The sequence below is a fragment of the Mycolicibacterium llatzerense genome (genome assembly GCF_025331195.1).
GTDB classification, from domain to species: domain Bacteria; phylum Actinomycetota; class Actinomycetes; order Mycobacteriales; family Mycobacteriaceae; genus Mycobacterium; species Mycobacterium llatzerense.
On record NZ_LXOV01000001.1, the window covers coordinates 1,835,478 to 1,853,482 of the forward strand.

Annotated in this window: 14 protein-coding genes; 7 read left to right on the plus strand and 7 right to left on the minus strand. The window is 64.3% G+C overall.

Translation table 11 applies throughout. The features are described 5' to 3' along the window. Nucleotides 1-977: 977 nt before the first annotated feature. Complete coding sequence (locus tag A7G45_RS09045; protein ID WP_260936040.1) at nt 978-2,231, plus strand: alpha/beta hydrolase; 1,254 nt, start codon at nt 978-980, stop codon at nt 2,229-2,231. Nucleotides 2,232-2,415: 184 nt separating this feature from the next. Here the strand turns inward: A7G45_RS09045 and A7G45_RS09050 are convergent, their stop codons facing one another. After that, nucleotides 2,416-3,939: a sensor histidine kinase gene (locus A7G45_RS09050; RefSeq protein ID WP_260936043.1), complete on the minus strand. Its 1,524-nt coding sequence runs from the start codon at nt 3,937-3,939 to the stop codon at nt 2,416-2,418. Nucleotides 3,940-3,977: 38 nt separating this feature from the next. Next, nucleotides 3,978-4,760 (minus strand): response regulator transcription factor, encoded by a 783-nt coding sequence (locus A7G45_RS09055; protein ID WP_260936045.1) that lies wholly within the window; start codon nt 4,758-4,760, stop codon nt 3,978-3,980. Nucleotides 4,761-5,142: 382 nt separating this feature from the next. Here A7G45_RS09055 and A7G45_RS09060 point away from each other — a divergent pair, with 382 nt between their 5' ends. After that, a complete protein-coding gene (locus A7G45_RS09060) occupies nt 5,143-7,332 on the plus strand; it encodes a SulP family inorganic anion transporter (RefSeq protein ID WP_260936049.1) in 2,190 nt (729 codons plus the stop codon). 564 nt (nt 7,333-7,896) lie between these two features. On the opposite strand, the gene A7G45_RS32675 is transcribed toward A7G45_RS09060, so the two are convergent. The 5 genes from A7G45_RS32675 to ctaD all read right to left on the minus strand — a co-directional run bounded on the left by A7G45_RS32675 (nt 7,897) and on the right by ctaD (nt 12,434). After that, nucleotides 7,897-8,490, minus strand: a complete 594-nt coding sequence (locus tag A7G45_RS32675) for a TFIIB-type zinc ribbon-containing protein (protein WP_407667531.1) — start codon at nt 8,488-8,490, stop codon at nt 7,897-7,899. Between the two features lies 1 nt (nt 8,491). Continuing rightward, nucleotides 8,492-9,022, minus strand: coding sequence for a hypothetical protein (locus A7G45_RS09070; protein ID WP_260936054.1), 531 nt, complete (start codon nt 9,020-9,022; stop codon nt 8,492-8,494). A 187-nt stretch (nt 9,023-9,209) separates the two neighbouring features. After that, on the minus strand, nt 9,210-9,914 hold the full coding sequence (locus A7G45_RS09075) for an MspA family porin (RefSeq protein ID WP_043985090.1): 705 nt from the start codon (nt 9,912-9,914) through the stop codon (nt 9,210-9,212). 86 nt (nt 9,915-10,000) lie between these two features. Then, the gene (locus A7G45_RS09080; protein WP_043985091.1) at nt 10,001-10,663 is read right to left on the minus strand and encodes an MspA family porin; all 663 of its coding nucleotides are present in this window, start codon (nt 10,661-10,663) and stop codon (nt 10,001-10,003) included. 52 nt (nt 10,664-10,715) lie between these two features. Further along, nucleotides 10,716-12,434, minus strand: coding sequence for an aa3-type cytochrome oxidase subunit I (ctaD, locus tag A7G45_RS09085; RefSeq protein WP_260936061.1), 1,719 nt, complete (start codon nt 12,432-12,434; stop codon nt 10,716-10,718). 1,107 nt (nt 12,435-13,541) lie between these two features. Here ctaD and A7G45_RS09090 point away from each other — a divergent pair. The 5 genes from A7G45_RS09090 (at nt 13,542) to A7G45_RS09110 (ending at nt 17,924) form a co-directional block, all read left to right on the plus strand. Continuing rightward, nucleotides 13,542-13,940: a BlaI/MecI/CopY family transcriptional regulator gene (locus A7G45_RS09090; RefSeq protein WP_043987688.1), complete on the plus strand. Its 399-nt coding sequence runs from the start codon at nt 13,542-13,544 to the stop codon at nt 13,938-13,940. Next, on the plus strand, nt 13,937-14,878 hold the full coding sequence (locus A7G45_RS09095; protein WP_260936067.1) for a M56 family metallopeptidase: 942 nt from the start codon (nt 13,937-13,939) through the stop codon (nt 14,876-14,878). Before A7G45_RS09090 ends, A7G45_RS09095 begins: the two co-directional genes overlap by 4 nt. Nucleotides 14,879-15,073: 195 nt before the next feature. Next, a complete protein-coding gene (locus tag A7G45_RS09100) occupies nt 15,074-15,310 on the plus strand; it encodes a hypothetical protein (RefSeq protein WP_260936070.1) in 237 nt (78 codons plus the stop codon). 256 nt (nt 15,311-15,566) lie between these two features. Then, nucleotides 15,567-16,982, plus strand: a complete 1,416-nt coding sequence (locus A7G45_RS09105; protein ID WP_260936073.1) for an SIR2 family protein — start codon at nt 15,567-15,569, stop codon at nt 16,980-16,982. Nucleotides 16,983-17,048: 66 nt separating this feature from the next. After that, nucleotides 17,049-17,924 carry a DNA-processing protein DprA gene (locus A7G45_RS09110; protein ID WP_260936076.1) on the plus strand — a complete coding sequence of 292 codons (876 nt, stop codon included), beginning with the start codon at nt 17,049-17,051 and terminating at the stop codon, nt 17,922-17,924. Nucleotides 17,925-18,005 lie beyond the last annotated feature (81 nt).

Below are 18,005 nucleotides of genomic sequence, written 5' to 3' on the forward strand. Positions count from 1 at the left end.
CGTCGCCTTGTTTGCTGATAATCGCATGCCCGCCTTGCGATTGGATGCGGGCGATGGTGTCAACGGCGCCGCCGCCCGCCGCGGGGGCTGCTCCAGCAGTCCCCGCCCCTCCTAGTGCGAGGGAAGCGACGACACCCGCGGTGCAGAGGCTGATGATGCCGGTTGTGCTCTTACGCATTGCGTGCTCCTTATTGTGCGAGACGCCCGGTTAGTCGTGAGTGCCGTGGCCGCCGAATATGTGGTAGTAGTGCGGTGTTTAGTAGCCAATGCCCGGAACGACACTGAATTGTTGTGTGGCACAGTCTGAACAGGTACGGATCGGCTTTGTGATCCTCGTTGCGATGGCAATTGCTCGCGCCGATCCTGCACGGTTGCGCGACTCCTCGTGGGTTGAAACGTTCCCGAATGTTGCTCAACGCAGAGTTCAAATGTGTTGGAACGAAAGGATCTACGTTGTGGCTGGGTTCAAATGGCGATCGTGACAGTATTTCTCGTGGCAAAGCGGCGTCAATGCTCGCTGCGGGACTCATAGAGGATTCATATCGCCGTCTGCTGCTCGATGTGTGCACCGATAAGCGTTGTGCTCGTTCGTGTTAGAGGTACTGGCGTAAGCGATGCTTTTCCGATGCGCGGTATCCGGCACGTTGGCAGTCGAGGCGCGCAGTAATTGCGATCACGTATTATCAGAACTCCCTATGAACTACGTGACAACTACGTAGTTCGGATTCAGGGTGGAGGGATGAGCCCGTCCGCGCGCAGACCGCGCCTTCTGTGAGCCGCGGGCTGCGACTGTTGGCTGAGATGACAGGCCCAGGACCGATCAGCACTGCGGTCGGTGGCGCCGGTGGACGCGCGCCGGGCGATCGGGGCTACGTGTGTGTGCGCCGAATAGCCGTAAGCACCACGCATGGATGGCAGTGCGCAGCGTCGCGGAGGTGATCCTGGACCTGTCGTTGTTGTCGGGACCGTTCGCGGCAGTGCTGCAGGTCGTGGCGATCGGCGCGGGAGCATGGTTGCTGTGGAGAGTGTGTCGGTCGGCGCCGGCAACGATGCTCGGGGTCTGTGTGATCTCGGCGGCGGCCCTGACCGTCGCACTGGTGTTTGTGGCGCGCTATGTCTGGTACTTGTTTCCTGATCAACTCGAGCCAACCGCATACGGCTGGTTGGCGACCGCGATGCTGGCGCTGACCCTTGTGGTGGCAGGCATGGTGATCGATCGGCGCTGGCAGCAGGCGGCCCTGAGGACAGCTGCCGCAGTCTTGGTCATCGCCGGCTGCGCCAACCAGATCAACCGCACCTTTGAGGCGTATCCGGCGCTGCGTGATGTCTTGGGCATCGCATCGGATATCGAGGTGCCTTTCGCTGATCTGTCTCGCCCGACAACTGGCTACCGTGCGGGACGTCCCGTTGAGACGCATTGGCAACCACGGATTCTACCGGCGGGGCAAGGACAACTCGCCACGGTGCGCATTCCCGCAGCTACTTCGGGCTTCGCTGCACGCCCTGCCGAGATCTACTTTCCACCAGCATATTTCGCCGAGCCGCGACCGGCACTGCCCGTGATTGTCCTCATTTCCGGACAACCGGGCGGCCCGCGCGACTGGATCACCGCAGGGCAGTTGAAATCGATCATGGACCGATTCGCCGCCGAGCACCGTGGGCTCGCGCCGGTGGCAATCGTTGCCGACGCGACAGGCAGTCGCTTCGCCAATCCGCTGTGCCTCGATTCTCGGCTTGGCAATGCCGCAACCTACCTCGGGGTCGATCTACCCGCATGGGTGAAGAACAACCTCACTGTTGACACCGATCCCAGCGGGTGGGCGGTGGCCGGGTTCTCTTACGGCGGCACATGTGCCCTGCAGCTAGCCACCAACTACCCTCACGTGTACCCGACGTTCGTTGACATCGCCGGTGACACCGAGCCCACCCTGGTGGATCGCCGCAGTACGGTGGAAGCCGCCTTCGGCGGCGACGCCGCCGCGTTCGCCCGAGTCAATCCACTTGACCTGCTGCGCACCCGCACCTATCCCGGTTCTGCCGGAGCGATCGCTGCTGGCGCCGGCGACGACGAGTCCCGAACCGCCGCGCGAGCCGTCCTGCAGGCAACCCGCACCGCCGCGTTGGACACCCACTACACCCAAGTCCCCGGACGCCACGACTGGGGCGCCGCCCGAGCCGCGCTCGCCAGCGAATTACCTTGGCTAGCTGCAAGAATCGGGCTCATTGCGTGACCAAACCCGTCGTGCGCTTACCGTGAAACTGATGTTGAAACGCGTGCAGATCGCGGTCCTATTTCTGCCGGCCTCCGACATTCGGTGATCATCACGCCGACACGATGCGGTCGCGACTCTGCGGGCCGGCTGGTACGCACCGACATCTCAACTTGCCCACCGAATCCGAATTCAGTCGATCGGATCAATGGCATGCAGAGGTCGATGCGGTGTGCTTGTGCGTCTGCGCGCTGGCGTTCTGGATGCGGGGTAGTTGAATCCGGAAAGCCGTTCCACTGCTGTTTGATTCGACGTCGACGGTCCCGTCGTGCGCGGCGACGATGGAGGCCACGATGGCCAGGCCGAGTCCGGTGCCCCCGACTTCTCGTGACCGCGCGGTGTCGGCGCGCACGAATCGGTCGAACAGATTCGGCACGACCTCGGCATCGATTCCCGGACCGTTGTCGGACACCGTCAATTCCACGCGGTCAAGGCCGGCGGTCAGAGCGGTGGTGACCGTCACCCCGCCGGGCGTGTGCACACGGGCGTTGGCCAGCAGATTGCTGATCACCTGGTACAGGCGGGCGGGGTCTCCGGGCACCCATACAGGGGTATCAGGGATGCGGCGGCGCCAGTGATGCCCAGGGGAGGCCACGGCGGCATCGTTGACGGCGTTGATCACCAGGTCGCTGAAGTCGACCTCGCTGGTCTCGAGGTCCTGCCGCTCGTCGAGGCGGGAGATGAGCAGCAGATCTTCGACTAGGCCGGTCATCCGGTACGTCTCCGATTCGATGCGGGCCAAGGCGTATTCGGTGTTCTCCGGCAGTGTCGCGCTGTCCTGGCGGGTCAGCTCGGCGTAGCCACGGATCGCGGCCAGGGGGGTCCGGAGTTCGTGGCTGGCGTCGGTGAGGAATTGCCGGGTCCGACGGTGCGACGCGGCGGCATCTGCCAGCGCGGCGTCGACGTTGTCCAGCAGCCGGTTCAGCGTGTCGCCCATGATGCCGACTTCGGTGCGCGGGTCGGTGTCCTCGGGCCGGACCCGTTCGGTGATGCGGTGATCGTCGTGGTCGAACTCGCGGGTCGCGACCTTGGCGGCCGTGGCGGCGACGCGGCTCAGCGGCCGTAGGGCGTAGTTCACCACCACCAGGGTGCCGATAGCGGTCAGGACGATGGAGATGCCGGTGATGATCGCGACGGTGACGGTTTTGCGGGCCACGACCACGGTCGCCGGCGCTAGAGAAACACCAGAAACCAGCACGTCGCCCCCGCCCGCATCCTCGCCGGCTAAGCGGTACCAACCTAGCTGGGGGAGTTTGACAGTGCGTGGACCCATTCTCGCCCACGATTGCGCACCAACGGCTTTCGCCACGTCGGGACCGGCAGGTTTGGGTTCCCCGTACGGGAACACGGCCGACTGCGCGACAACACCGTTGTGCACGACCGCGATCAAGTTCCCCGGAGCTTGGCCGCCGAACGCCGTCAGGCCGTCCTCCCCGGCGTCGATCGGGTGGGCCGGGTCTCCGCGCTTAATTTGTAGCCGGTCATAGGAATGGCCGAGGGCATCGAGCGAACGGGCGAGTTCCCCGTCGCTGATCGCGGTGATGTAGCTGTTGAGGCTGTATACCGACAGTGCGCCGACGGTCAGCAGCGCCCCGGTGACAACCGCGGTCACACCGAACGCGAGCTGTCGGCGCAAGGTTCGCGGTCGCCACCACGGCCCTCGGGTCATCGGTACGTCACCAGGCTCGCCGCACGGCACGCGAGGGCTTAGCCGTCAACGTCGACGGGGCGCAGCATGTAGCCCACGCCACGCACGGTATGGATCATCGGCTCGCGATCGGAGTCGATCTTCTTGCGCAGATACGAGATATAGAGATCCACGATGCTCGACTTGCCGCCGAACCCGTAGTTCCACACCCGGTCGAGAATCTCCGCGCGGGCGATGGCCCGCCGCGGGTTACGCATCAGGTACCGCAGCAGCTCGAACTCCGTGGCGCTCAACGCGATCGGCTCACCGCCGCGGGTCACTTCCCGGCTGGCGCCGCCCAGCACCATGTCGCCGACCTTGAGCACCTCGTCGGATTCGGGCGCCAGGTGGCTGGACCGGCGCAGCAATCCACGCAGCCGCGCCACGAGTTCTTCGAGGCTGAACGGCTTGGTCATGTAGTCGTCGGCACCGGCGGTCAACCCCGTCACCCGGTCCATCACCGAGTCCCGCGCGGTGAGAAACAGCGTCGGGGTGTAACCCTCCGCCGCGCGCACCTGCTGCAGCAACTGCAGGCCGTCGGTGTCGGGCAGCATGATGTCCAGCACCACGATGTCCGGTTCCATCTCGCCGAACTTGGTCACCGCATCGCGGCCGTTGTGGGCGACCTCAACAACCCAGCCCTCGTAGTGCAAAGCCATCTTGACCAGGTTGGTCAGCGCCGGCTCGTCGTCGACCAGCAACACCCGGATGGGGGATCCGTCGGCTCGTTCCATGCGCGGCAGCTGGCCGAGCACCGCGGGCCGAGGATGGCGCTCACGTGGCGGCACCGACATCGTCGTCATTCCTCCATTGTGTGGAGAACACATTTTGCTGTCATCGACTTCATGTCGAGTTCACATTTTCGATATGATCCACGTCACCCTCGATATCGCGAGGTGAAGCGGCGAGAGTCGTTGTTCCGCAAATATTTCGGTCACCGACGCCTAGTGCGATATTTGCATTCTCTATGCAAAGGCCAATCCTTCTTGACCGCTTCGATGGACGATAAATACTCTCGCCCTTAGCAATTGATGCCGCACCCCTGTAGGGATGTCGGAAATGCTCTGAACCACGTTGTTGCGCAATGTGTTTCGTCGACGATGCTGTCGGTGATCCGCGCGGTTCGAGATGTCGGAACAGTGCCCGCACGGGCCCACCACATTTTCATCGAGAACGGAACTCGGCATGCTAGAAACCGCCCCGCCGGCAAAGGGTCTGCGCGCCATCCTGCGCTATGACCTGCCTGCGTCACTTGTCGTATTCCTGGTGGCACTGCCACTGTCGCTCGGCATCGCCGTCGCCTCGGGTGCTCCGATCCTGGCCGGCATCATCGCCGCCGTCGTCGGTGGGATCGTCGCCGGCGCGCTCGGCGGCTCGCCACTGCAGGTGAGCGGCCCGGCCGCGGGCCTGACCGTCGTCATGGCCGGACTGATCGCCGAATTCGGCTGGGGCGTGACGTGCGCCATCACCGTCGGCGCCGGCATCCTGCAGATTCTCTTCGGCCTGAGCCGCGTGGCCCGCGCCGCACTGGCGATCTCGCCGGTCGTCGTGCACGCCATGCTGGCGGGCATCGGCATCACCATCGCGCTGCAGCAGATGCATGTCCTGCTCGGCGGTGCCTCGAAGAGCTCTGCGTGGGAGAACATCGAAGGACTGCCGGCGCAGCTGATGAGCATCCGCGGCGCCGGGTTCCTGCTCGGGATGCTCGTCATCGTCACGCTGGTGGCGTGGCGGTGGGTGCCGGCCCCGGTCAACCGGATCCCCGGTCCGCTGGTCGCCATCGTCGGCGTGACGGCGCTGTCCGTGCTGTTGCCGTTCGACGTCAAGCGCATCCAGATCAACGGCTCGCTGCTGGACTCGCTGTCGCTGCCGACCATGCCCACTGGTGACTGGGACGGCGTCCTCGCCGGCGTGCTGACCGTCGCGCTCATTGCCAGCGTCGAGAGTCTGCTGTCGGCGGTCTCTGTCGATCGCATGCACAACGGTCCCCGCACCAACTTCGATCGTGAGCTGATCGGCCAGGGCACGGCCAATGCCATCTCCGGCGCCATCGGCGGCCTGCCGATCACCGGCGTCATCGTGCGCAGCGCCACCAATGTCAAGGCCGGCGCCAAGTCGCGTGCCTCGGCGATCCTGCACGGTTTCTGGATCCTGGCGTTTGCGGTGCCGTTCGCCGGCTTGGCACAGATGATCCCGACCGCGGCGCTGGCCGGCCTGCTGATCGTCATCGGCTGCCAGCTGGTGAAGAAGGCGCACATCGAAACCGCCCGTCGCACCGGCGACATCGCGGTCTACGTGATCACGGTGCTCGGCGTCGTCTTCCTCAACCTGCTCGAAGGTGTGCTGATCGGTCTCGCCCTGGCGGTCGCCCTGACCGTGTGGCGCGTGATCCGGGCCAAGATCGTCACCGAGCACATCGCCGGCAACGACTGGCGCATCGTGATCGAGGGTTCGGTCAGCTTCCTGTCGCTGCCGCGGCTGACCTCGGCGCTGGCGTCGGTGCCGGCGGGCTCCGATGTGACGATCGAGCTGTCGGTCGACTTCATCGACCATGCCGCCCACGAGACCATCGACGAGTGGAAGCGTCAGCACATCGCCGGCGGTGGTTCGGTCGAGATTCACGAGCACGGCACCGCCGACCTGCATAGCGCGGCGGTCGGCCCGCCGGCCCGCATCTTCACGCCGTTCGACAAGCGGTCGGGTGTCGTTCCGTGGAAGTCGCAGCCGCAGACCAACTCGGTCATGGAGGGTCTGGAGACCTACCACCGCCGCACCGCACCGATGCTGCGGTCGCACATGGAGGAGCTGGTTCACGCCCAGAAGCCGCAGACGCTGTTCATCACCTGCGTCGACTCGCGGGTCGTGCCCAACGTGATCACCAGCAGCGGGCCCGGTGACCTGCTCACGGTCCGCAACGTCGGCAACATGATCCCGGAGGGACGCGCCGACGCCTCGATCGAAGCGGCCATCGCCTTCGCCGTCGACGTGCTGCAGGTTTCCTCGATCGTGGTGTGCGGCCATTCCAACTGCGGCGCTATGACCGCACTGCTGGATGGCGCCCAGGGCGGCGGTATCGATCGCGATGAGCACCTGCACACCTGGTTGGAGCACGGTGAGTCCACCCTGCGGGCGTTCGACCAGGGCCGGCACCCGGTGGCGCGGGCTGGCGGGGAAGAGGGGTTCGGCATCGTCGACCAGCTGTCGATCGTGAACGTCTCCCTGCAGGTCCAGAGCCTGGCCGCCCATCCGCTGGTCCGGGACCGGCACCGCGCCGGAAACCTCGAGGTGATCGGCCTGTTCTACGACATCGGCACCGCAGCCGCCCTGCGGGTGACGCCGGCAGGCGTGGACCGCCTGGTCGAGGTGGCTGAGTAAAGCCTGATTGATCCTGCGCCCAGGGCCGTAAACCGCGACGGCGGCGGGCCCTGGGCGCAGTGCCATGTCCGCGCCCTTTCCCGGTCGGCGGCAGCAGCACCCGCGAGTGCCGAAGCTGGCGTCGTCGGACGGCAGGTGATGGGTGCCAGGGTGCTGTGGTGCGGCCCGATAGCGAAGGCGTAACGGGAGCCCAAGGCGCCCAAGAGCAGGGAGAGCATGAGTGCAGTGACGGCATCGGCGCGACACTTCCCATCCTGACGGGCCGCCGTCGGTTCGCGGCCAGGACTTTCGTCAAGGGCCAAGCGAGGTAGCTGTGTGGCCGGATAGGGGTGCCGTAAGGAAGAAGATCGGGGTTCCCTGCACACCGACAGACCGCTCGTCGGTCACGTCGGCTCGGATGTGTTCCAGGGGTGGCCGAATCCCGTTAAGCCGCGTCCAACGCCGTTGCGGTTTCCGATCCCGGAGTCCTCTCGTTCACGTGTCGGTGCCAAAACTCCTACACGGCGTAGAGGGTTTGGCGACGTCCACCTTTGCGCTCGTGACGGTGGTGTCGGATGCGCCAAGCTAGTGGTGGCCCCGCCGGTGGCCGTATCCGTGGCTCTCACTGCTGAACAGTCCGCCGAGGAACCCTCCACGACCCGGTGGATACGGGGATTGCTGATACCCGGGCTGGGGGTATTGCTGCGCCGGCGGCGGTTGCGACGCGGCATAGAACCTGGCCTCGGCCTGGCTGAGCTGCTCAAGTTCGCCTTGATCCAGAAAGATGCCCCCGCATCCGGTGCACTGGTCGATTTCAACCCCGAAACGCGCGACGGGCAGCATCTGCGACACGCATTTGGGACAGAGCACGACCGGTTTGGCGCTCGGACTGTTCGGTAGTTGCGACATGCTTCGCTTCCTCTCCTCGGGTGATGCGGCCAGTACCATAAATAGTAACATTCGCATATATGCATATATAGATCGTGATCTCGGCCCTGGTGCGGCTGTCGGCGCGCTGCCAGGGGATGCGTGGGGCGGGGCCGCTGCAGGCTTCGCGAGTTGTTTCTGGGAACCCCGAGTACGCCATGTGCATGCGATGCTCGCGAGGTTGACCGCTGAGCTCTTGCCACTGCCGGCTACCGCAGGTCGGGACGGAACTGACGTCGGCCTGAGGCGCATATCAGGGGTCCGGGGGAGTAGGCGCAGCCCCAGACTCAGAGGACACGTTGGCGGGATCGGGCAGGTACTGGCTCAGGCCTGGTGGGATGTTGGTGCCCGGTGGCGGCGCGGTACCGGGCAGGGGTTCTGCGAGTTGCTGCTGAGGCATCTGTCCGAGCAGTCCGCCTTTGAGACGGCCATCGCGATACATGTCGATGTACCGGCCCAGCCATTGGTGGGCAGGGACATCGGCGTTCTCCTGACCGGGCTCGACCCCGAACTGCTGGCATTGTCCGGGCGCTGATGGTTTGAGGCACAGCTGCTGGCCGTAGGCGTTGTTGAACACGTTGAGGTTCGGCGGAGTTCCTGGTCCGGCACCGGGTGCCGACGGCGCTGTGTTCTGGCCCAGGATGTCCGAACGGCTCAGTCCACTCGTGCCCTGTGGCAGGCCCAGTGCACCGGCCACTGGGCTTGAGGCGGTGCTCTGCCCGAAGATGTTCAGCCCGGCCGGCCCTAGCGGGACACCAAAACTCGAAGTCAGCTTGTCGGTCAACGTTGCGGGTGCTGCCGGGGGTGAGGAGGGTAGTGCGCCGAGGTCTGTGGGCGCCGCTGGTGGTGCCGGCGTTGAGGGCGCCGCAGGCGGATTGCCGGGGTAGGCCGCCGCGACCGGTGGTAGAACGATCGCCGCTGCGGCCGCGAAAACGCTAGCGGCGGAGGCAATGTTGGGCATGGCGTTGCCTTCAGACGCTCTTGGTGACGCCGTAGTACGCCACAACGTCATCGGTGTCCGTCGTCGTGCTGGTTAGTGTGGCGTATGACCGCAGGAAAGACTGGCCTACGCAGCCATCGATCTTGATGTGGTTGTCTTTGAGTGTCACGCGCGCTGGGGTGGCCTTGAAGGATTTTTTGTCCACTGGAACGCGGATCACCTGACCGGGCTTGGGGTGGATCTCGATCATTCCGGACATCGGGAAGCTCACCCCGGTGGGAATGAGGTTTGCCAGTGATCCGTTGGTTGAGGCGCCGATTTGGCCGATCAGACGGACCTGGCCAAGTTCGATGCCGCAGCCGATCTCGTAGCCGACTTCCAAGGTGCCGCCGTTGAGCTTGGTTGTACCGGCGCCGGTGACGTTGCCGGTGAAGGTGCCGCCCACCAGATACTCACGAGAGGAGACGGCGGTAGTCAACGGTGCGACGGGCAGTTCACTCTCTTTCTGCGCTTTCACTGTCAGGATCCAGCCGTCGGGGGTCGTGACGGCGACCGGATCAGCCGAGGGCACCACGCCATCGTCTGGCGGGGCGCCGCCGTCGGCGACAGCGTCCGGCGGCGCCGCGGCAGGCGATGGCTGCGGATCGGGTGCTGGTGGGTCGGCCAGGGAAACTGGCGCAGTTGTTACCGTTAGCACCGTGCAGGCAGCGGCTAGCACGACGAAGCGATTCAACATGGGGTTGTGTAGCCTCTCGTCGCCAGTTCGTTTCAGAGGTGAAGCGTGAAATGCTCTGGCGGGGAGTCGAATTCCAAGGGGCAGGGTCATACGGCCTTCGTGACACCCAGGTAGGTGATCACGTCATCGGTGTTGTCGGTTGAGCTGGTCAAGGTGGCGTAGGACCGGATGAACGACTGTCCCGCGCAGTAATCGGTCTTGATCCGCACACCCGTCACGCTGATCCGGGTTGAGGTGCCTTTGAACGTTTTCTTGTCGATCGCCACCGGGGTCACCGTCCCCGGCTTGAGGTAGACCTTGCCCTGCAGGCTCACACCGGTGCCATCGCCAATTCCGCTCAACGCTGGGGTGAGCGGAATTTTGATTGACGGTGTGAAGCTCGCGCCTGGGGTGATCTCACCCTCGTCCGCGACGATGCCGCAGCCAATTTGCTCGCCGACCTCCAGGGTTCCGCCAGTGAGCTTGGTTGTGCCGTCGCCGGTCACACTGCCGGTGAAGGTGCCTGCGACGAGGTACTCGCGGGAGGTGATCGCGGTAGTCAGCGGCGCGACGGGAAGCTGAGATTCGTTACTGCCCACTACCGACAGGTGCCATCCATCGGGAGTATCGAGCAAGCCTGGGGAAGCCGATGGAACGGCACCGTCCACCGGCGGCCCCGGTGCGCTCGCGTCAGCGGTCGCGGAGGGCACAGTCCCCGCAGTGAGCAGAACGCACACCGCGACCGCCAGCACCGCATAGCTGTTCGACATGACTCTGTGCGTGCCTCTCGTGTTCGATCGTCAGGTTTGATGCCGATGGCGGCTACGCTGACGCGTCGTCGTGGCGTTCGTGTGATCGACCGATGTGCGCTTCGGCCCGTATCCGCTCGACCATGTGCGGGTAGTGCAGCTCGAATGCCGGGCGCTCCGAACGGATCCGGGGCAGCTCGGTGAAGTTGTGCCGCGGCGGCGGGCAGCTGGTGGCCCACTCCAGGGAGTTGCCGTAGCCCCACGGGTCGTCCACCACGACGGGCTCGCCGTAACGCCAGCTCTTGAACACGTTCCACACGAAGGGCAGCGTGGATACCCCAAGGATGAACGATCCGATGGTCGAGATGATGTTGAGCGTGGTGAAGCCGTCGGTGGGCAGGTAGTCGGCGTAACGACGCGGCATACCCGAATCGCCCAGCCAGTGCTGGACCAGGAAGGTGGTGTGGAAGCCGATGAAGGTCAGCCAGAAGTGCAGCTTGCCCAGGCGCTCGTCGAGCAGCCGGCCCGTCATCTTCGGGAACCAGAAGTAGATGCCCGCGTAGGTGGCGAACACGATGGTGCCGAAGAGCACGTAATGGAAATGTGCCACAACGAAATACGAGTCCGTCACCTGAAAGTCCAGCGGCGGGCTGGCCAGCAGCACGCCCGACAGACCACCGAGCAGGAAGGTGATCAGGAAGCCGACCGAGAACAGCATCGGCGTCTCGAAGGTCAACTGCCCCTTCCACATGGTGCCGATCCAGTTGAAGAACTTGATACCGGTCGGGACCGCGATCAGGAACGTCATGAAGGAGAAGAACGGCAGCAGCACGGCGCCGGTGGCGTACATGTGGTGCGCCCACACAGCAACCGACAGTGCGGCGATACCGAGCGTCGCGTAGATCAGGGTGGTGTAACCGAAGATCGGCTTGCGGCTGAACACCGGGAAGATCTCCGACACGATGCCGAAGAACGGCAGCGCGATGATGTACACCTCGGGGTGGCCGAAGAACCAGAACAGGTGCTGCCACAGCAGGACGCCGCCGTTGGCGGGGTCGTAGATGTGCGCGCCCAGGTGGCGGTCAGCGGCCAGGCCGAACAGCGCGGCGGTCAGCAGCGGGAAGGCCAGCAGCACCAGGATCGAGGTCACCAGGATGTTCCAGGTGAAGATCGGCATGCGGAACATGGTCATGCCCGGGCAGCGCATGCAGACCACGGTGGTGACCATGTTGACGGCGCCGAGGATGGTGCCAAGACCACCGACGGCCAGGCCGACGATCCACAGGTCGCCACCGGCACCGGGCGAGTGGATCGCGTCGGTCAGCGGCGAGTAGGCAGTCCAGCCGAAGTCAGCGGCACCACCGGGGGTGATGAAGCCGGCCAGGGCGATCATCGCGCCGAACAGGAACAGCCAGAACGAGAAGGCGTTCAGCCGCGGGAACGCCACGTCCGGGGCGCCGATCTGCAGCGGCAGCACCAGGTTGGCAAAGCCGAACACGATCGGGGTCGCGTAGAACAGCAGCATCACCGTGCCGTGCATGGTGAACAACTGATTGAACTGCTCGTTGCTCAGGAACTGCAGCCCCGGCATTGCCAGCTCGGTGCGCATGAACAGCGCCATCAAGCCACCGATGAAGAAGAACATAAAGCAGGCGACGCAGTACATCATCCCGATCAGCTTGTGATCGGTGGTCGTCACCAGCTTGTAGATCAGGCTGCCCTTGGGGCCCATACGTTCCCGGAACGGACGACGAGCCTCAAGGCCTCCGATTGGGAGCGCTTTGGTTACCACCAGATCCTCCAAATGTTGCCGGCCCGCCATACCTCGCACGAACTGTTCAGTTCGTTGAACCGTAACCTACGTAGGAACATAGTAGATCCGATCGAGCTGGCGTTTTCGTTAACCGCAGCTCACCCGCACCTCCAGCGGCACATTCATATTTAGTTCAAATCATTTGTGTCTCATGTGATTTGACCTGAACCGATTCGCAACCGCTTCTAACGGGCCGGTTCTCAACGCGTTTCAACATCGCTCCCTTCGCCACGGGAATGACGTGGCACTAACAGAATGGACGAACCGCGTGCGTTCAGTCCGTCACATTCCTGAGCACCATCGACGCGGTATGTGTTGACACGGCCGCCTTATGCGCAGGTCCGGTGACGCGACCCCGGCGAGGCGTCGCCAGCCTCCAAGTCAAATGCAACCAGCCTCCAAGCCGACAGTCAGGCTCAACACGATTGCTCTGAGTCGAGATCAATCGACGTTCAGCGCCCCGCGCTCCGTCACGGCACCGCGCTTCCAATCGTGGGCTCTCGACGCTGCGCCGATCCTGCAGCGGACGGTCACAGCGTATGCGCCACAGTGAACGTTGGGTGCGGCATCAGGATGGGATTCGCGGGTGATCTGTTCAGTTCCAAAATTACCTCGTACCAACCCATTACGTGAAGCAGGACAATCAGGTGAAACCGCGTCGCCATTGGGCAATCGTGTCCGATGGATCTCTGGTGCGGCCGAGTGGATCGGCGATCCCAAGGCTCGATGCAGCCGGTACAGCCCTTGCGGCGCGGGCCACTGCGTCGACGTCCAACGGCGGTGGTGTGCAACTCGTGACCCCCGCCAAGGGCTCGGCGACGACGCGACTGTGGTACTGCCCCAAGTAATCCCGACGCCAACCCATCGGAATCGGGTAGGGCTGAACGGCAGGCTGCACTTGCCGCTCGTGAGTGTTAGTCATCGTCACCTGAGCTTCGATCACCGCGGCCAGCGGCTAGGAGGCAACTCAATCGGTCAGCGCCCGCGCGTCGAAGTCCGTATGAACGGCGTCAACGTGTTTGATCCGAAGGCGTGGCTGGCGTATCACCGACTAGGCTATCTAGGTATACAACCGGGAGGGCGGGCATGGCGCGCGTGCGGGGCTTCGGTGAACTGGAAGCGACAGTGATGGATCGTCTCTGGAATCGAGAGTCCGCCGACGGGACCTCCGTCCGGGAGATCTTTGAAGAGCTCTGCACCGAGCGCAATATCGCGTACACCACGGTGATGTCCACGATGGACAACTTGCACGGAAAAGGCTGGTTGACGCGCTCTCGCAACGGAAAGGCCTACCAGTACCGGCCTGCCCTCACCCGAGAAGAGCACAGCGCCCACTTGATGCGAGAAGCACTGACCGGCGGTGGACGGCCCGACATGATTTTGAGTCACTTCGTCGAGCAGATCGATTCGGATGAGTCGGCTGATCTGCGGGCTGCGCTGCGCCGGCTGGCACGCCGCAATGCCCGAAAATCGGGTCCGCGATGAATGCTGCAGCAGGACTGTTGCTCTATGCCGTCGTCGTTCTGGTCGCGGGGCCTGCGCTGCTTCTGCAGCTCACCGCCAATGGTGTCGCACCCCGTCTGGCCATCACCGCATGGCTCACCGCGATTGCGAGCGTTCTGGGGTCTTTCACCGCCGCAGTTTGTGTGATGATCGTCGAAGCAGCAGGCCACTGGGGCAGGCCGGACGAACTGCTCACATCGTGCCTGGAGCGCCTGACCGCCATTCTGCTGGGCCACGGCGGCCAGATCCCCCAAGCAATCACCTCCGTAGCGGTGGCCGCTGCGCTGGGCATCCTGGTATGGACGAGTGTGCGGATCGCGCGGTCGTTGCTCCGGGCGCGGGATCGCACGTTCGCCCATGCCGAGGCAGTCCGCCTGGTGGGCCGATCCACCACAGACAACATTGTCGTCGTCGACACCAAGGAAGCTGCCGCCTACTGCGTCGCCGGACGCCCACCGGCCATCGTCATCACCACGGCGGTATTGACTGCCCTCGACAGCAGGCAACTGGCTGCAGTACTGGCTCACGAACGCGCACACCTGGATGGCCGCCACGCGTACATCGTCGCTTCGCTGCGCAGTCTGGCCACGATCCTGCCGTACTTCGCCCTGTTCACCGAAGGTGCGGCGCGCATCACCGCCCTGCTCGAAATGTGCGCCGATGACGTTGCCGCGCGTCGACATGGACGCCGGACCCTGCTGAGTGGTCTGCTGGTCCTGAGCCGCGCTCATCCCTCTCACGCGCTGGGTGCGGCGAGCGTCGCTGTCCTCACACGTGCGCAACGCCTCACCGACGATCACGACGCACTCCGATGCTTGCCTACCTACCTGGCGTTGGTCACCACGGCCTGTGCGCTGACAGCGGCGCCACTCAGTGTCGGTGTATTGGCGTGCGCAGGGATGCTTCCCTGCGCTGCCTAGACAATGTGCCGTGAGACGTTGCGGCATCGGCGGTCAGCAATCGGACGGCCGTGATGTCGGTGCGTTGCTCTGCCCTGCACCCTTTGCTCGCGCCGTTGATGGTCGGCCTCGTCGATCCGGACGAACGCGTCGCCGCGTCCACCGGTGATGGGGTCGCCATCGCAGACGTGTACCGCTGGGTTGCCGTCCAGCAGGATGCTCATCGCCGATGAGAATTCGCGACTGCTCGCCGATCTGGCCAACGCGCTGGACACGGCGAGGGTCCTGCTGCAGTCGGATTCGACCTCATCCGCCCGTACTTGTATGACGATCCACCTCTGGCCGCCAGCGATCTCGACTGAGCCCGTCGATGTTGAAATGCCAGCGATGGAACCGACCGGCCACCGTGTGCGTCTAAACAAGATGTGGATGCAGATGAACGCGCCGCGCTGATAGCCGAAGGACTCGATCCCGACGACCCACAAGTCGTTGCGGCGATCGACTGGGTGCGATGGGAGTTATCTCTGATGTCGGGGTGATGGACCGACGCACGATCACAGTGTCCCGAAAGGCGGCAACACCGAGTGCCGATGACGCCGGCGGTTGGCGATGCCACCGCGTTGCAGCCGCAATGGCGTTGTGCTGCCAGGTGGAGACCGGCATTGCTACCGTTTGCGATCGGGTTCAGACAGCTAGATGGGGGTTCGTGGTGAATAGGCTCGAGCTGATCGACACCTTCGGTGCGGCAGTGTTGGAGGGCAATGCGGCATTGTTCGTCGGCGCGGGTTTGTCGCTCGACGCCGGGCTGCCTGGCTGGTCAGATCTGCTGAACCCACTCCGCAGCAAATGCGATGTACCCGACGAGCTCACCGACCTACCGCTGGTCGCCGAGTACATCACCTCCGACGTCCGTGACGGCGGCCGCGACCGCCTCGAACACCACATCCTGGACCGGATCGTCACCGCCAACCCCACCCCAGCCGAGAGCCACCACTTGATCCCGAAGCTGCGGGTCAAAGAAATCTGGACCACGAACTACGACGAGCTGATCGAACAGGCCGTGCCCAATGCGGCGGTCGCCATTCAAGAAGAAGACATCCGGTCGATCGGCAGCGCCAAGGCCACGATCATCAAGATGCACGGCAGCGTGGAAACCGCCCAGCGGCGCTGGGCCAAAGCGCCCGTGATCACCCGCGGCGATTACGAGGCTTACGAGATCAACCGCCCACGCACCTGGTCGTTACTTCGTGCCACCTATCTCAGCCGCACCTTCTTGTTCCTTGGTTTCAGCTTCACCGACCCCAACATCGAGATTCTGCTGCGCCTGGCGCGAACACTCGGAACCAACGTGCACGACCGTCACATGACGGTCCTGCGGCGACCGTCAGCCGAGGACTCCACGCAGCGACGACTCCACGAGCTGCGCGTCAAAGACCTGGAATCCAGTGGGGTCCAGGTGCTCGAAATCGATGAATACCGCGAGATCGTCCCGCTGCTCAATGACCTTGTCCGCCGGACTCGCCCGCCCCGAATCTTCATCTCGGGCAGTCAAGGACCGGGCGCCGACGGCGGTGAGCCTGACCGCAACATCATCGTGCCCTGGTCCAGTGCGATGGCCAACGAGCTCATCGGTGAAACGGGATGGGAGCTGACCTCATTGGGCGGTCACGCCGGATGGGACGTCACCAGTGGCGTCGCACAAGCCCGCCGCGCCGAGGCAACATACGACCCCGACGCCCTGACGTTCCACTTCAGGGCCAAAGACGAGCCGCCACCGCCGATGGATATGCGCCTGGGGACCGCCGTGTACACCGACCTTCCCCGTGAACAACTCGTGGGGCAGCTCCTCGACGACTGCCGCGCGATGGTCGTGATCCGGGGAGGCACACGAACCGCGGAGGAAATCGCCGCGGCCGAAGCCCGCGGCGTAGGGATCATCCCGATCGCTGCCTCCGGCGGCACTGCACAGGACTACTGGGCAGCGCACACCGCTACACCTCCAACACTCGGCGGCCAGCCGGTCAACCAGCAAACCTGGCAGAACCTCAACAGCGACCAACACGCCGTCGTAGCCCGAGCCGCCCACGCACTGTTGAAACAGGCGATGTATACACCTCCGGAATAGACGTTGTGCAGGCATTTCTGCGGTGAATCCAGGGAGATGTCGGACCCCTGACCTACAGTCGAAGCCATGGATACCGACGCCCTCATGGCAGTGGCTACGGTCATGTCTGTCCAGGAATTACTGCCCGCCAGCCCGAGCGATCTGACTCAGATTCTGCGGAACAGCGCAGAACGCGAGGCGCTGCTCAGCCTCAACCATCACGCACCGTCCAGCGACCTCGTCAGCTACCTCTGCGAGCACATCGACCTCGGCCGACGCGAATGGTGGTTCAAGGCACTGTCGGAGATAATCGAGTCGAACACCGCACGTCCCGTCCTCGCCGGCACCCCGGAGTACCCCATCCGACTGGCGCGATGCTGGGACGCGCCACCGGTCCTGTTCACCACCAATGCCATCCCGGATATGCCCGCGATAGCGATCATCGGCAGCCGCGACGCTGATGATCAAGCTCTGGCCGACGCGCACGAACTCGGCTACACACTGGCCCAGCACGACGTGGCAGTAGTGTCCGGGCTCGCCGCCGGCGTCGACACCCAGGCACACATAGGTGCTCTCGCCGCCGGCGGCGTCACCCTTGCTGTCCTCGGAACTGGCATCCGTCGCATCTTTCCCGCCGACAACGGACCCTTGAGCGACGAGATACGGCGTGACGGCGTCCTCATCTCGCAATTCGCTCCCGACGCACCGCGCACGGGAACGACCTTCCTGCGCCGCAACCACGTGATCGCGGGGCTCTCGGACATCAGCGTCGTCATCGATGGGCGCTACCGCAGCGGCAGCCGACACGAGATTGAACAGGCCGTGGGGTACGGCCGTCCAGCGCTACTCTGGGAGCCCATCCTGGCATCCCAGAACTGGGCACAAGAGCTCGCCGACACAGGGCGCGCGATGTTTGTCAGTTCAGCCGCCGAAGTGCTCGCCCAGATGGGAGTCCCGACCTGACCGCGACGTGGCCATCACCCGCGGACCTGCAGCGACACGCTCAATCCCTGGTTGCCGAGCTCGTGCCGCCACCACACCCGG